The 13,662-nt window shown below is 69.3% G+C and carries 15 protein-coding genes and 1 pseudogene; 11 read left to right on the top strand and 5 right to left on the bottom strand.

What is annotated here, in order from left to right; translation table 11 throughout:
• Positions 1–13: 13 nt before the first annotated feature.
• The 6 genes from trpC (at position 14) to OKW78_RS03495 (ending at position 5,739) form a co-directional block, all read left to right on the top strand.
• A complete protein-coding gene (trpC, locus tag OKW78_RS03520; protein ID WP_281193920.1) occupies positions 14–871 on the top strand; it encodes an indole-3-glycerol phosphate synthase in 858 nt (285 codons plus the stop codon).
• Positions 868–2,172, top strand: coding sequence for a tryptophan synthase subunit beta (gene trpB / locus OKW78_RS03515; protein WP_281193919.1), 1,305 nt, complete (start codon positions 868–870; stop codon positions 2,170–2,172). Before trpC ends, trpB begins: the two co-directional genes overlap by 4 nt.
• Positions 2,173–3,027, top strand: a complete 855-nt coding sequence (trpA, locus tag OKW78_RS03510; RefSeq protein WP_281193918.1) for a tryptophan synthase subunit alpha — start codon at positions 2,173–2,175, stop codon at positions 3,025–3,027.
• 181 nt (positions 3,028–3,208) lie between these two features.
• Positions 3,209–4,000 (top strand): 2-amino-3,7-dideoxy-D-threo-hept-6-ulosonate synthase, encoded by a 792-nt coding sequence (locus OKW78_RS03505; protein WP_281193917.1) that lies wholly within the window; start codon positions 3,209–3,211, stop codon positions 3,998–4,000.
• Between the two features lie 159 nt (positions 4,001–4,159).
• Positions 4,160–4,735 carry a halocyanin domain-containing protein gene (locus tag OKW78_RS03500; protein WP_122105037.1) on the top strand — a complete coding sequence of 192 codons (576 nt, stop codon included), beginning with the start codon at positions 4,160–4,162 and terminating at the stop codon, positions 4,733–4,735.
• Between the two features lie 110 nt (positions 4,736–4,845).
• Positions 4,846–5,739, top strand: a complete 894-nt coding sequence (locus tag OKW78_RS03495; RefSeq protein ID WP_281193915.1) for a DUF5821 family protein — start codon at positions 4,846–4,848, stop codon at positions 5,737–5,739.
• A gap of 146 nt (positions 5,740–5,885) precedes the next feature.
• Here OKW78_RS03495 and OKW78_RS03490 read toward each other — a convergent pair.
• Positions 5,886–6,677 (bottom strand): annotated as a pseudogene (locus OKW78_RS03490) (RIO1 family regulatory kinase/ATPase); the annotation flags it as partial.
• 169 nt (positions 6,678–6,846) lie between these two features.
• Between OKW78_RS03490 and OKW78_RS03485 the strand changes: the two are divergent.
• Positions 6,847–7,995 carry an acyl-CoA dehydrogenase family protein gene (locus OKW78_RS03485; RefSeq protein ID WP_281193914.1) on the top strand — a complete coding sequence of 383 codons (1,149 nt, stop codon included), beginning with the start codon at positions 6,847–6,849 and terminating at the stop codon, positions 7,993–7,995.
• A 54-nt stretch (positions 7,996–8,049) separates the two neighbouring features.
• Here the strand turns inward: OKW78_RS03485 and OKW78_RS03480 are convergent, their stop codons facing one another.
• Positions 8,050–8,640 carry a hypothetical protein gene (locus OKW78_RS03480; RefSeq protein WP_281193913.1) on the bottom strand — a complete coding sequence of 197 codons (591 nt, stop codon included), beginning with the start codon at positions 8,638–8,640 and terminating at the stop codon, positions 8,050–8,052.
• Between the two features lie 252 nt (positions 8,641–8,892).
• Between OKW78_RS03480 and OKW78_RS03475 the strand changes: the two genes are divergently transcribed.
• Together OKW78_RS03475 and OKW78_RS03470 are read left to right on the top strand one after the other, a co-directional pair.
• Positions 8,893–9,405 (top strand): halocyanin domain-containing protein, encoded by a 513-nt coding sequence (locus OKW78_RS03475; protein ID WP_281193912.1) that lies wholly within the window; start codon positions 8,893–8,895, stop codon positions 9,403–9,405.
• A 100-nt stretch (positions 9,406–9,505) separates the two neighbouring features.
• Positions 9,506–10,459 (top strand): VOC family protein, encoded by a 954-nt coding sequence (locus tag OKW78_RS03470; protein ID WP_281193911.1) that lies wholly within the window; start codon positions 9,506–9,508, stop codon positions 10,457–10,459.
• A 13-nt stretch (positions 10,460–10,472) separates the two neighbouring features.
• On the opposite strand, the gene OKW78_RS03465 is transcribed toward OKW78_RS03470, so the two are convergent.
• Complete coding sequence (locus tag OKW78_RS03465; RefSeq protein WP_281194142.1) at positions 10,473–10,991, bottom strand: hypothetical protein; 519 nt, start codon at positions 10,989–10,991, stop codon at positions 10,473–10,475.
• 228 nt (positions 10,992–11,219) lie between these two features.
• Between OKW78_RS03465 and OKW78_RS03460 the strand changes: the two genes are divergently transcribed.
• Entirely contained in the window at positions 11,220–11,495 is a 276-nt protein-coding gene (locus OKW78_RS03460; protein WP_281193910.1) for a cytochrome C oxidase subunit IV family protein, read from the top strand.
• A gap of 43 nt (positions 11,496–11,538) precedes the next feature.
• Positions 11,539–12,288 (top strand): GNAT family N-acetyltransferase, encoded by a 750-nt coding sequence (locus OKW78_RS03455; protein ID WP_281193909.1) that lies wholly within the window; start codon positions 11,539–11,541, stop codon positions 12,286–12,288.
• Positions 12,289–12,339: 51 nt separating this feature from the next.
• Here OKW78_RS03455 and OKW78_RS03450 read toward each other — a convergent pair whose 3' ends face one another.
• Both OKW78_RS03450 and OKW78_RS03445 read right to left on the bottom strand, forming a co-directional pair.
• Positions 12,340–13,332: an NAD-dependent epimerase/dehydratase family protein gene (locus tag OKW78_RS03450; RefSeq protein ID WP_281193908.1), complete on the bottom strand. Its 993-nt coding sequence runs from the start codon at positions 13,330–13,332 to the stop codon at positions 12,340–12,342.
• A gap of 77 nt (positions 13,333–13,409) precedes the next feature.
• Positions 13,410–13,583, bottom strand: coding sequence for a hypothetical protein (locus OKW78_RS03445; RefSeq protein WP_281193907.1), 174 nt, complete (start codon positions 13,581–13,583; stop codon positions 13,410–13,412).
• Positions 13,584–13,662: the final 79 nt, after the last annotated feature.

Raw genomic sequence — 13,662 nt, 5'->3', positions numbered from 1 at the left:
TTAGTGTACAGTAATGAACGATACGGCGGAGTTGGATCCGGCGGTACGGTCGATCCTGGCCGCGGCCCGCGATCGGGCGGGGACGGACGGACGGGACGACGGGGCGGACGGGCGAGACAACGAGGCGGGCGGAGGGCCCGGGACCGACCGCGTCGCCGTCGATCCGCGTGACCTCCGCGCGGCCTTCGAGCGCGCGGAGGCCGACGGGCGCGTTCCCGTGATCGCGGAGGTCAAACCGACGAGTCCGACCACGGAGGGAACCCGGGAGGACGACCCGGTCGAGCTGGCCGAGTCGATGGTCGCCGGCGGGGCGGCCGCGTTGAGCGTGCTCACCGAGCCGGAGCACTTCGGCGGGAGCACGGATACCCTCGAGCGCGTGCGAGAGGCGGTCGACGTGCCGGTCCTCCGCAAGGACTTCCTCGTGGCGGAGTCGCAGCTCGACGCCGTCGAGAGCGACGTGGTCCTGCTCATCGCCCGGTTCGTCGGCGACGACCTCCCCGACCTACTTGCGGCCGCCCGCGACCGCGGATTCCAGGTCCTCGTCGAGGTCCACGACCGGGAGGAGCTCGCCGCCGCCGTCGACGCGGGCGCGACGACGGTCGGCGTGAACAACCGCGACCTCGCGAGGCTGGACGTCGACCTCGGGACCTTCGAGTCGGTCGCACCGGAGGTCCCCGACGACGCCACGCTGATCGCCGAAAGCGGGATCGCGACGCCCGCGGACGCCCGCCGGATGCGGGCGGCGGGCGCGGACGCGTTGCTCGTCGGGAGCGCGATCATGGACGGCGACGTCGAGGCGAACACGCGGGCGCTGACCCGGGCGGAAACCGACACCCATTCCACCGACGACTCCCCGGAGACACGTATATGAGCGAGACCGAACCCACGACGAACGACGCGCCCGAGCTCTCGCGTCGCCCCGGCCGACGCCGCGGCCGCGACGACGGGAAGTTCGGCCGCTACGGCGGCCAGTACGTCCCCGAGGCGCTGATGCCCGCCATCGAGGAACTGACCGACGCCTACGAGCGATACGTCCTCGACAACGAGGACGGCTTCATGGACGAGTTCCGCGAGCGACTCGCCGACTTCGGCGGCCGGCCGACCCCGCTCCAGCGCGCCGAGCGGCTCTCCGAGCGCTACGACCGGGAGGTGTATCTCAAACGCGAGGACCTCCTTCACGGCGGCGCACACAAGCTGAACAACGCCCTCGGCCAGGTGCTGCTCGCGAAGTACATGGGGAAGGAACGGATCGTCGCGGAGACGGGCGCGGGCCAGCACGGCACCGCGACCGCGATGGCCGCGGCGCACCTCGACATGCCCTGTGAGATCTACATGGGCGAGCGCGACATCAACCGCCAGCGTCCCAACGTCTTCCGGATGAAACTCAACGGCGCGGAGGTGAACCCGGTCACCGCCGGCCGCGGTACGCTGAAGGAAGCCATCTCCGAGACGATGCGCGACTGGGCGACCACCGTCGAGAACACCCACTACGTGATCGGGTCGGTCGTCGGTCCGCATCCCTTCCCGGTGATGGTCCGGGACTTCCAGGCGGTCATCTCCGAGGAGGCGCGCGCACAGTCGATCGAGAAGACGGGCGACCTCCCGACCGACGTGGTCGCCTGCGCGGGCGGCGGCTCCAACACGATGGGGTCGTTCGCGGCGTTCGTCGACGACGAATCCGTCGCGCTCCACGCGATCGAGGCGGGCGGCTCCACGCTGGAGGTCGACGAGGAGGCGGGCGTCGCGCCCAACTCCGCGTCGCTCTTCGCCGGCGAGGAGGGCGTGCTCCACGGCGCGCGCACCAAGCTGCTCCAGGACTCCGACGGCCAGATCATGGAGAGCCACTCGGTCTCCTCCGGACTCGACTACGCCGGCGTCGGCCCCGAACTCGCGTACCTCGTCGACGAGGGGCGGGTCACGCCGGTCGCGGTCGACGACGACGCCGCCCTCGAGGGCTTTCACCGCCTCTCGAACACCGAGGGGATCATCCCCGCGCTGGAGACCGCCCACGCCTTCGGCTACCTCGAGGAGCACGCCGAGGACCTCGGCGAGCGGGTTGTCGTGACCGTCTCCGGCCGCGGCGACAAGGACCTCGAGTCGGTGATCGAGGAGACCGACAAGCGCGACGTCGCGGGTGCACCCGACATGTCGATGTTCTCGGGGGGGATCTGAATGCCGGCGACCGGAAACAGCGAGGCGCTCGCGGCGGCGTTCGAGGGCGGTCCCGCCTACGTCCCGTACCTCGCGGTCGGCGACCCCGACTACGACGCCTCGCTCGAGTACGTCGAGGCGCTCGACCGCGGCGGGGCCGACGTCATCGAACTGGGGCTTCCCTTCTCCGAGCCGATCGCCGAGGGGCCGACGATCCAGGGTGCGGTCGTCCGCTCGCTCGAGGGCGGGATGACGCCCGACCGGTTCTTCGCGTTCGTCGAGAAGCTCGACGTCGACGCGCCGCTCGTCTGTATGACGTACTACAACCTGATCTACCAGTATGGGGACGGCGACGGCCCCCGCGACTTCGTCGAGAAGGCCGCCGAGGTCGGCTTGGAGGGGTTCGTCGTCCCCGACCTCCCGGCCGAGGAGGCCGACCCGCTGCGGGAGGCCTGCGACGAGTTCGGGCTCGATCTCGTGTTCATCGTCGCGCCGACGACCACGGGCGACCGGCTCGAGCGCATCATGAGCCGGGTCTCGGGATACGTCTACGTCCAGGCGCGGCTCGGGACGACCGGCGCGAAGAGCGACGTGGCCGACAGCACGACCGAGAGCCTCGACCGCCTCCGCGAGTACGACGTGCCGAAGGCGGTCGGGTTCGGGATCTCGTCGGGCGAGCACGCCGAGCGGATCGTCGCCGGCGGCGCGGACGGGATCATCGTCGGCTCCGCGCTGGTGGACATCGTCGCCGAGGGCGTCGAAGCGGACCTGTCGACGGAGGCGGTCGCCGACCGGCTCGAGTCGCTCTCGCGGGAGCTGAAGGCGGGTGCCGAGCGCGGCTACGCGGCGCGGACGGAGGCCGCGGAGTCGCGCTGACCCGCGGCGGCGGAGTCGCGCTGACCCGCGGCGGCGGAGCCGCGTCGGACCGTGGTGGGGTGATCCCTTCGACCCGCACCGCATGACTGCGAGGGTCCGGGATGCGGATCCAAGCCAATACGTCCCGGAACGAAACCGACTTACCTCCCTTTGACACAGGGTCACATAAGAGCGATCCACAATGACAGCAGGACTCTCGGCACGACTCGACCGGATCTCCACGAACGATCGATACCTCATCGTCCCGATGGACCACGGGATCACCATGGGCGCGGTGAAGGGACTCGTCGACATCGAGTCGACGATAGACGGCGTCACTCGGGGCGGCGCGGACGCGGTGCTCACCCAGAAGGGGATCGCCCCGCGCGTCCACGACAACAAGAACGGCGCGGGATACATCGTTCACGTCAACGCCTCGACGACGATCGGCCCCGACGAGCAGGACAAACGCGTCACCGCGAGCGCGGAGGCCGCGGTCCGTGCCGGCGCTGACGCGGTCTCGTTCCACATCAACGTCGGGTCCGACTACGAGCCCGACCAGATCGAGGAGCTGGCCGAGCTCTCCGAGGACGCCTCGCGGCTCGGGCTTCCCGTGCTCGCGATGGCGTACGCGCGCGGGCCCGGCGTCGACAGCACGGATCCCGAGTCGCTCGGCCACGCCGTCCGGCTCGCCGAGGAGCTCGGCTCCGACGTGGTCAAGACCGGCTACTCCGGCGACGGAGACTCCTTCGGACGCGTCACCGAGTCGACCAGGCTCCCGGTCGTCATCGCCGGCGGCTCGAAGGGAACGGACCGCGAGACCGTCGAGATGGTCCGCGGCGCGATGGACGGCGGCGCCGCCGGCGTCTCGATGGGACGGTCGATCTTCCAGCACGACGACCCCACGGGGATCGCGAGCGCGGTGTCCGCGGTCGTCCACGACGACGCCGACGTGGAGTCGGCGCTCGAAGCCGGCGGCTTCCTCGAGGCCTGAGCGTCCGGACGCGAGCGCCGTCGACGCCACGGGTCGCCCGTCGCTCGCGTTCCGCCGCGTCCTCCCTTTTTCCCTTCGACCCGAACTGTTCGGTCGACCGGCCCATTCCACGGGAACTCTCACGGGGAATATCTCCCCTCGCGACCTACGTGAGCCCGTATGAGTCACGACACGCTCGACCGACGGACGTTCATCGGAACCACCGCGACGATCGGCGTCTCGACGCTTCTCGCCGGCTGTTCCGGCGGCGGGGCCAGCGGTGAATCCGGCGGAGACGGCGGCGGGAGCGGCGGAGGCGACTCCGAAAGCGACGGGGGCGATTCCGGGAGCGATGGCGGAAGTGGCTCCGACGGGGGCGGCGACTCCGGCGGCGACGCGGAGTACCTCTCGGAGGAGCCGAACTACGACGGCTGGTTCGACGGCGTGGGCAACTACGAGGGCACCGTGGACCGGACCGACGCCGACGAGGTGTCCGTCGAGGTCGGAGCGGCGGACGGCCTCTCGTTCGGCCCGGCGGCGGTGGCGGTCACCCCCGGCACGACGGTCGTCTGGGAGTGGACCGGCGAGGGCGGCGACCACAACGTCTCACACTCCGACGACGCCTTCGAGAGCGAGACGGTCGGCGACTCGGGGCACACCTTCGAGTACACCTTCGAGGAGTCCGGCGTCCACACGTACGTCTGTACGCCCCACGAGGCGGTGGGAATGAAGGGTGCCGTCTACGTCCAGGAGTAGCGCCGAGGCGGCCCCGATTCCGTTCGACGCGACCCGACGAGCCGCGTCGTCGTCACCCTCGTCGCTCGGAGCGCCTAAACAGTTAATCCGGTCGCCGCGAACGGTGAGCCATGTCCCCCGATCCGGCGATCCCGACCGCGGAGGGTTCGCTGCCGCTCGGGTCGTTCGCGGACCCGCTGCTCGTCGATCCGGAACCGCCCTTGCTGTCGGCGGTCGTCGGAGCGTACCGCGAGGCGGCTCCGAACCTCGTCGATCCCGACTTCCCGGCGCTTCGAGCGGCTGCCGTCGGGAGGCGAGACGCGTCCGCGACGCCGGCGGGACTGCCCTCGCTCACGGTACTCGTGACCGCCGCTACGTTCGAGTCGGTCACGGACGGGTTTCGCGACGCGAGTCGTCTCGCCGCGCTGGTGGACGCGGGCGCGATCGGGCTCCGGGTCCTCACGAAACCACAGCCGAACGCCGTCCTCGCCGGCGACGCGACGGGCTGCGTTCTCGTCGGTAACCAGGGAGACGGCGAGGGAGACGGAGACGCGGCGCGGTGGCACCCGATCGGAGACGATCGGACGCTTCGGGACCGGTACGAGCCGGTCGTCGCGGACGCCGACGAGCATCGGCTCCGGACCCCGAGCCGTCATCGCGTGTACGGCGCGTTCCGGGAACGATGCGGCGAGGCGGTCGCGGAAGACGTCGTCCGGCTGCTCGATTCGGGTCCCGACCTCGGCGGGGACGACCCCGCCGGCCCACGAACCCGCGCGTACGCGGTCGGCGCGCGCCACGGAACGCACGACCACACGCTCCGACGCGCCTGTGAGGACGCCGGGCTCGGGAGCCCCTCCACGTTCACCCGGATCAAGCGTCGCCTGATCGACGCCGGACTCGTCGAGACCGAACGGGTCGCCCGGCCGGTCGGCCGCCCGCGCGAGCGGGTCGTCGCCGCCGGCCCGCTGAGTGCTCCGCCCCTCGAGCGTGTCGCGGACGCGATACGGAAGTCGCTCGAAGAGTGATCCTCCGCGGTCGACGTGACTGGACGAGAACGTGGAGCGATAAGCGCGTGGAGCGACGACTACGTGGAGCGATCGGCCTCCGAGGAGGTCCCCGTCCCGATGTCCACTCCGCCCCTCGTGTTCCCCTCGGTCGCCCCGTCGGCGGTCGCGCGCTTTTCGATCTCCCCCTTGAGTTCGGCGGCGTCGAAGTCGTGGTCCGGACGGATCGCGACGAAGTCCAGGAACCGGCGGGCCGCGAGCAGCTCCGCGGGGTCGTAGCTCGCGAGCGCCGCGTCGATCGCGGCCGGCGCGCCGATGAGGGGTTCCAGCGCGGCGAGCGCGCTGGCGAGGTCGTACGACCGGGCGTCCGTCCGACCGTTCTCGCTCACGTTCGTCGCGTCGATGACGTAGATCTCGCCGTCGAGGACCAGCACGTTCTCCGCGCGCACGTCCCCGTGAGCGAGCCCGGCGTCGTGGATCCGCCGCAGGGTCTCGAACAGCTCCGGCGCGAGCTCGCGTTCCCGCTCGTGGTCGATCTCGTCCAGCGTGCGGAACTCGGGCAGATATTCCAACACCAGGACGCCGAACCCGTCCACCTCGAACGCCTCGATCGGCTCGGGCGCGTTCACGCCGATCTCCTGGACCTTCCGGGTGGCCTCCAGCTCGTGGCGGGCCATCTCATAGGGCGTCTCGTGGCGCTCGAAGAAGCCCTCGGTGCCGGCCGAGAAGGCTCCGAGGTTCCGGCCGGTGGTGAAGAGCGTGTGGACGAGCGTGTTCTGCCGCGTGATCACCTTCACGAAGAGGTCGTCGTCGAGCACGAACGGGATCGACAGCCAGTTGTCCGCGTCGAGGAACTCGACGCGCACGCGGTCGCGGTCGTACCGGTCCGCCAACTCGCGGACGACCCCCTCCAGCTCGGGCCAGCTCGCGGTCCCCCTGACGAGTCGGCGAAACTCCATACGTACCGGTCCACGCGCCGGCGACGCATAAAGGATCGCGAGCGGCTCGCGCGAGGATCGGTAGCGAGGGCTTCCCGGCGCTCGCGGAAGCGTCGCTCCGCCGCTCTATCCAACCCGATCGATCCTGATCGTCGTGTCGTTTATGCTCGCGGCGGGAAAACCTCCGGTCATGGAGTTCGAGCCCCCCGCGGAACACCGGATGATCAGGGACACCGTCAGGGAGTTCTGTGAGTCCGAGATCCGTCCGATCGCCCAGGAGATCGAGGACGACCACCGGTTCCCCGAGGAGACCTTCGCGGCGCTCGCCGACCTCGACGTGATGGGGATCCCGGTGAGCGAGGAGTACGGCGGGCTCGGCGGCGACCAGCTCATGTACGCGCTGGTGACCGAGGAGCTCGGTCGCGTCTCGGGCGGGATCGGGCTCTCGTACGCGGCACACACCTCCCTCGGAGCGAAACCCATCGAGGCGTTCGGCACGGAGGCACAGAAGGATCGATGGCTCCGCCCGCTCGCCGAAGGGGAGGGGCTCGGCGCGTGGGCGCTGACGGAGCCGGGGAGCGGCTCCGACGCCTCGAACATGCGGACGATAGCCGAGTACGACGCCGACGCGGACGAGTACGTCCTGAACGGGACGAAACAGTTCATCACGAACGCCAACGTCGCGAACTCGGTATTGGTGAAGGCGGTCACCGATCCCGACGCCGGCTACGACGGCATCTCGACGTTCATCGTCGACCCCCGGAACGACGACGGCTTCGAGGTCACCACCGTCTGGGAGAAGATGGGTCTCAACAGCTCGCCGACCTGCGAGATCGCCTTCGACGACCTCCGGATCCCGGCCGACCGCCTGCTCGGAGAGGAAGGTGAGGGCTGGGAACAGACGATGGAGACGCTCGACGGCGGCCGGATCTCCATCGCGGCGCTGTCGGTCGGACTCGCACAGGGTGCCTACGAGGCCGCGAAGGAGTACGCGGGCGAACGCGAGCAGTTCGGCAGGCCGATCGCGAAGTTCGACGCGATCCGGGACAAGGTCGTCCACATGTACCGACAGATCGAGCGCGCGCGACTGTTGACTCACAAGGCGGCGACGAAATACGACGCGGGCGAGCCGGTCACGAAGGCGTCAGCACTCGCGAAACTCGACGCCAGCGAGGCGGCCCGCGAGGTCGCGGAGGAGGCGGTTCAGACGCTCGGCGGCTACGGCTACACCACCGACTTCGCTCCCCAGCGGTTCTATCGCGACGCGAAGCTCATGGAGATCGGCGAGGGGACGAGCGAGATCCAACACGTCGTGCTCGGCCGAGAGTTGGGGTTGTAGGGCGGGTTGGATGCTCGGGATCGGTGATCCCGGACGGCCGGAGGTGATCCGCGGTCAGGGGTACTCGACGAGGTCGTCGTCGACGGCTCGCAGGCTCTCGGCGAGCCGTGACTCCTCGGGGACCGATTCCAGGAACGCGGGCGAGCCGAACGGGGCGTCGCCGTTGACCGAGAGATAGCCTACGTCGACGGGATCCCCGTCGAGGCCGGTGAGGAATCCGACGGTTCGAGCGACCGGCACGTCGCCGACCGTTCCCGTGGGATCGACGGAGGCGTACAGCGTCCGGTGGGTCGCGACGTGGTGGACGCAGGTCGGCGTCGGCGCGAACAACAGGAGGTAGCGCGCGCCCGGGCCGGATCGTCCCAGTTTCGGACGGAGCCGATGCGTCTCGTCGGCGTGGAAGTACCGCTCCATCCGACGGTACTGCCTGAGGACCTCGTTCGCGCCGGTTGCGCGGCGTACGGCGGCATCGGATTTGAGCTCGATGGCGTGGTCGACCCGTTCGGGCGTCCTGAGCCGGACGTAGACGTCGACGACCCCTCGGCGACCGTCGGCGTCGTACGGCTCCTCGAGCCGGATATCGGGGTCGTCGTGGGCTGTCTCGTAGTGGTCGACGATCCGCGTCGCCAACTCGTCCTCCCGCATGGACCCACCGAGGCGGCGGCGACGCTTAAGCGTCCGTTTCGTCGACGGCTCGATCGTCGGTCGATCCGCCGTCTCCGTGCCGCCGGTTCGTCGTCTCCGTGCCACCGATTCGTCCTCTCCGTGCCGTCGAACGCATCGACGATCAGCCGGGCGCTCAGAAACATATTATTTATTACATGTATGCCTTCGATCGTTCCCGAAAAATGGGAGTGATCAAGGGGTTTGTATGTCTCCAACTCCTTCGATCCGATGATGACACGAAGACTGTCTAGACGGCGGTACGTCGTCGGAACCGGCGCGGCGCTGACCACGGGTCTGCTTGCGGGCTGTTCGGGTGGCGGTGACGGCGGAGACGGAAACGGCGGGGACGGCTCCGCCGGCGAGCCCGCGGACGACGTGCCGAGCGAGATCGACGACTACCTCACCGAGAACGAGGCGCGACTCTACGAGGGAACGATCGCCGACTACACCGGCGAGGACGAGGTCGTCGTCGACGTGGGTGCCGGCGAGGTCGGGTTCGCGTTCGACCCCGCCGCGATCCGGATCTCCTCAAGTACGACGGTGGTGTGGGAGTGGACCGGCGAGGGCGGCGCGCATAACGTCGCCTCCGCGGAGGGCTCCGAGTCCGACTTCGAGAGCGGTGACGCCGTCGCCGAGGAGGGTACGACGTTTGAGCAGTCCTTCGACGACACCGGGATCCAACTGTACTACTGCACGCCACACCAGTCCAACGGGATGCACGGCGCGATCGAAGTCGTCGAGTAGTCGCAGTCATCGAATCGACGCGATCGTCGGGTAACACCGACGCCAGCCGGTTTCTCTCCCGTCCGTGGGTGTACAAGTGTCCCCGGCGCGTAGCTCGGGTATGACCCAGTCCCTCGAGACGCCCGGGATCCATCACGTGACCGCGATCGCCGGCGATCCGAACGCCAACCACGCCTTCTACACCGAGACGCTCGGCCTCCGACTCGTCAAGCGGAGCGTCAACCAGGACGACGTGGGCGTCTACCACCTGTTCTACGCCGACGACGCCGGCAATCCGGGTACCAGCATGACCTTCTTCCCGTACGTCGGGGCCCGATCCGGCCGCGTCGGGGCCGGACAGGCGTCGACGGTGTCGTTCACGATCCCGGCCGCGTCGGTCGATTACTGGGTCGACCGACTCGCGGAACGAGGGCTCGACGTCGAGACGACCGAGCGGTTCGGCGACGCGGTCGTCGGCTTCGAGGACCCCGACGGACTCCCGCTCGAACTCGTCGCCCGCGAGGACGCCCCCGCGGGCGATCCGCCGACCGGCCCCGTCCCGGACGAACACGCGATCCGCGGGTTCTTCGCGGTCGAACTCTCGCTGTCCGATCCCGACGCCACGGTCGAGTTGCTGGAGGCGATGGGATACGAGGAGACCGACGGCGACGAGGCGGGCCACCGCCGCCGGTTCGAGGCCGACGGCGACCGCGGGTTCGTCGTCGACGTCGTGACCGACCCCGCGACACCGCAAGGAACTCCGGGTGCGGGGACCGTCCACCACGTCGCCTATCGCGTCACGGACGAGGAGCAGGAGGAATGGCGGACGCTGCTGCAGGAACACGGCCTCCGCCCGAGCGAGGTGATCGATCGCAAGTGGTTCCGGTCGGTGTACGCCCGCACCCGCGGCGGCGTGCTCTTCGAGTTCGCGACGGCCGAACCCGGATACGACGTCGACGAGCCGCGCTCGTCGCTCGGCGAGCGTCTCGTGTTGCCCGACTGGCTGGAGAACCGCCGTGACGAGATCGAGTCGGGACTCCCCGAACTCGAGACGACACCACCCGCGACGGAGTGACGACGGCGCCCCGCTACCGCAGACACGGCCACCGCACGTCGACGAGCCGGTCCCGCTCCCCGCTTATCGTCGGACGCGCGAGGTGGTCGTTGGCGTCGACTCCGTGTGCCGCGAGCCCGAGAAGGGCCTCCTCGAGCGAGCGGTCGGACCGCTCCACGCTGGCGTCTCGGACGTACGGCACGTCCCGCGGCTCGTCGATCGAGTTGGTCGTCTCGATCCGGTCGGTGAGGTCGCTTCCGAACGCGTAGGGGGGCTGGTGGAACTCCCAGCCGTCGACGGTGACGAGCAGCCAGACGTCGCCGTGGACCGCGTGGTACTCGCCGGTGACCGCGGCGGGATCGGCGGCGACGATCCGGTTCAACACTTCCGTCTTCGTCCGATACAGCGCGTCCTTCCGGGCGGAAGAGACGTTGCTGTCGGTGACGTCGCCGCGGTCGTAGGCGGCGGTCGCCTCGTCGGCGAGCCGCTTCGCGACCTTGTTGACGACGTAGAGCGATTCGAGCAGGTCGTCGTCGGGTTCGAGCGGTTCCACGGTGTCTCTCGTCATTCGGACCGGTGCCGGTCTCCGAACGCCGGTGGCCGGTGACCGACACGGTCCGCGATCGATAGCAGGTCCGCGCGTCACGGGCAAATGCGTTTCGGGGCGGCGACGTCCCGTGTCCTCGGTATCGTCGCGGAGTCGACGTCGATCCGCGAGCCCGACCGCCGGCCCCCCGGATGGTTAATTCTTTAAGCACGCGGACGAAGGTCATCTCAAGAAATGTCGTCCGACTCCGTCAAACTGTACTCGGCGATATACGTCGCGCTCCTGATCGCGGCGATCCTGAACTTCGTTCTCTTCGAGGTCGAGTTCTTCGGCTTCTCGTACTGGGAGGCGTTCGCCGGGACGATGATCATCTCCGTGATCAAGACCGTCCTGATCGTCGCGTACTTCCAGCACCTGCGCTGGGAGAACCCCTCGTTGACGTATCTGATGGGACTTGCACTCGCGTTGACCATGCTCCTCATGGCCGCGGCCGCGTACTCGATCTCGTGAACGCGTCGCGGATCTTTTTGTAGTCGCGGAGACACTCCTCGGTATGGACTTACGAGAGGCTACCGCCGACGACGTCGGATCGATCCGCGAGGTAGCGTTAGCGTCGCTCGCCGCGTCCTACGGCCACGCCGTGGACGAGACCCTGCTGTCGGAGGCCGTCGAGAACTGGTACGGTGCCGACGACGTGGACGAGGACATCGCGGACCCGGACACCGTCTTCCCGGTCGCGGTCGTCGCCGGCGAGGTCGTCGCGTTCGCGGAGAGCTACGTCGTCGACCGCCGCGAGCGGGTCGGCGAGATAGACTGGCTCCACGTCCACCCGAACCACCGCGAGTCGGGGATCGGATCGGCGCTGCTCGAACGCGTCGAGGACGAGCTCCGCGACCGCGACGTCGACAGCATCGAGGGGAAGGTCCTCGTCGACAACGAGGCCGGGACCGCCTTCTACGAGCGTGAGGGATACGACCTCTCGGGCGAGCGGATCGTCGACATCGGCGGAGAGGAGTTCCAGGAGCGGCTCTACCGCAAGCGGATCGGTCGCGACGGAACCCTCCGAGAGGGGATCTACGAGACCGCCGACGGCGAGACGGTGTACGTCGCCTTCGACGAGGGCGAGCGCGGCTCGAAGGCACCGTTCTACGTCGCGTACGCCGACGCGGATCACGAGAGCCGGTACGGCTACTTCTGCGGGAACTGCGAGGGAACGAACGTCGCGATCGACACGATGGACGCCGTGGAGTGTCTCGACTGCGAGAACCGACGGAAGGCGGCGCGGTGGGACGCGGCGTACTGAGGGGTACGGACGAGCGGGGCTTTCCGACTCGTCGCAGCCGACGTCGACCGCCTACAGCGTCTCCTTCACGCCCAGGACCCGCTCTTCGGCGTCGCGTCCGGGGTCCCACTCGCTCCCGTCGCGGTCCGACTCCCGGTGGTCGGCGACGCTCCGTGCCATCGCCTCCTCGACGGGCGTCGACTCCCAGCCGAGGTCGGCGAGCGCGCAGGTGTCGAGCAGATGCGGGTACTCCCGGTAGAGCGTGAAGTCGGTCGGCTCGAGCCCGCCGGCGGCGAGCGCGTCCGCGCTCGCGTGGACGACCGTGACCTCGGTGTCGGCCACGTCGGCGATCGTCTCCAGCGTCTCCTCGAGAGTGAGCGCCCGGCGGTCACCAACGTTGTAGGCGGCTCCCGGTTCGCCGCGCTCCGCGACGATCCGGAGCGCCCGCGCCACGTCCTCGACGTACGCCCGATGCCAGAGGTTGTCCCCGTCACCGGGAATGACCACGCGGTCGTGTGTGAGGACCCGATCGATCCAGTAGTCGAGTCGCTCGGTGTAGTCGTGTGGACCGTACACGATACACGGCCGGACGGCCATGGCGTTGACCCCGTCCTCGGCGGCGGCGAAGACCGCCCGGTCGCCCGCGGCCTTCCGGTTGCCGTAGGTGGCGTCGCCCTCGTCGACCGCCTGCTCGGACGTACACTCCTCGAGGGGAGTCTCACCCTCGCGTTTCGGGACGTGTTCGGCCGCGTAGGCCGCCCCGGAGGAGATATACACGTAGCCGTCGACGTCCGCGAAGACCTCGGTCGCCGCCTCGACGTCCGCCGGATGGTACGCGACGCAGTCGATCACGACGTCGGGCTCGACGGACAGCTTCGCGGCCTCCAGGTCGCGGTCGTTCGTCCGATCGCCCTCGACGTGAGAGACTCGATCCTCGTCCGCGAACGGATCCTCGCGGTTCCCGCGAGTCAGCGTCGTGACGCGGTAGCCGTTCTCGAGGAGGTCCTCGACCGTGTGCCGGCCGATGAACCGCGTGCCGCCGATGACGAGCGCAGTGTCGGTCATACCGGCCCTCCGACGGGCGGCGGCAAAAGCGTGGCCGAAGCGGAAGCCGTGGGAGGACGTCGATCGCAGGTCGATGATCAGTCGTCCGCCTCGTCGCGGTCGGCCGTTTCGTCGTCGGTGTCGCGCGGGCCGTCGCCGCGCCACCGCTTGTACAGGAGATACGCCACCACGAACCCGCCGCCCCAGTAGGCGACGGCGAGGAGGGCGATCCGCAGGCCCGTGAGGAGCTCCGTCGTCGGGATCCCGGCCATGCGTCGATTCGGCATCTCGGAGGGATAAACGCTCCGAGGGAGGGACAACTACACGGCCCCGGAGTCCGTACGCCGGGAC

The organism is Halorubrum sp. F4 (assembly GCF_027257195.1).
Lineage (GTDB): Archaea > Halobacteriota > Halobacteria > Halobacteriales > Haloferacaceae > Halorubrum.
The sequence above is the reverse complement of the archived record's forward strand: the minus strand, read 5'-3'. Positions and strand labels throughout refer to the sequence as shown.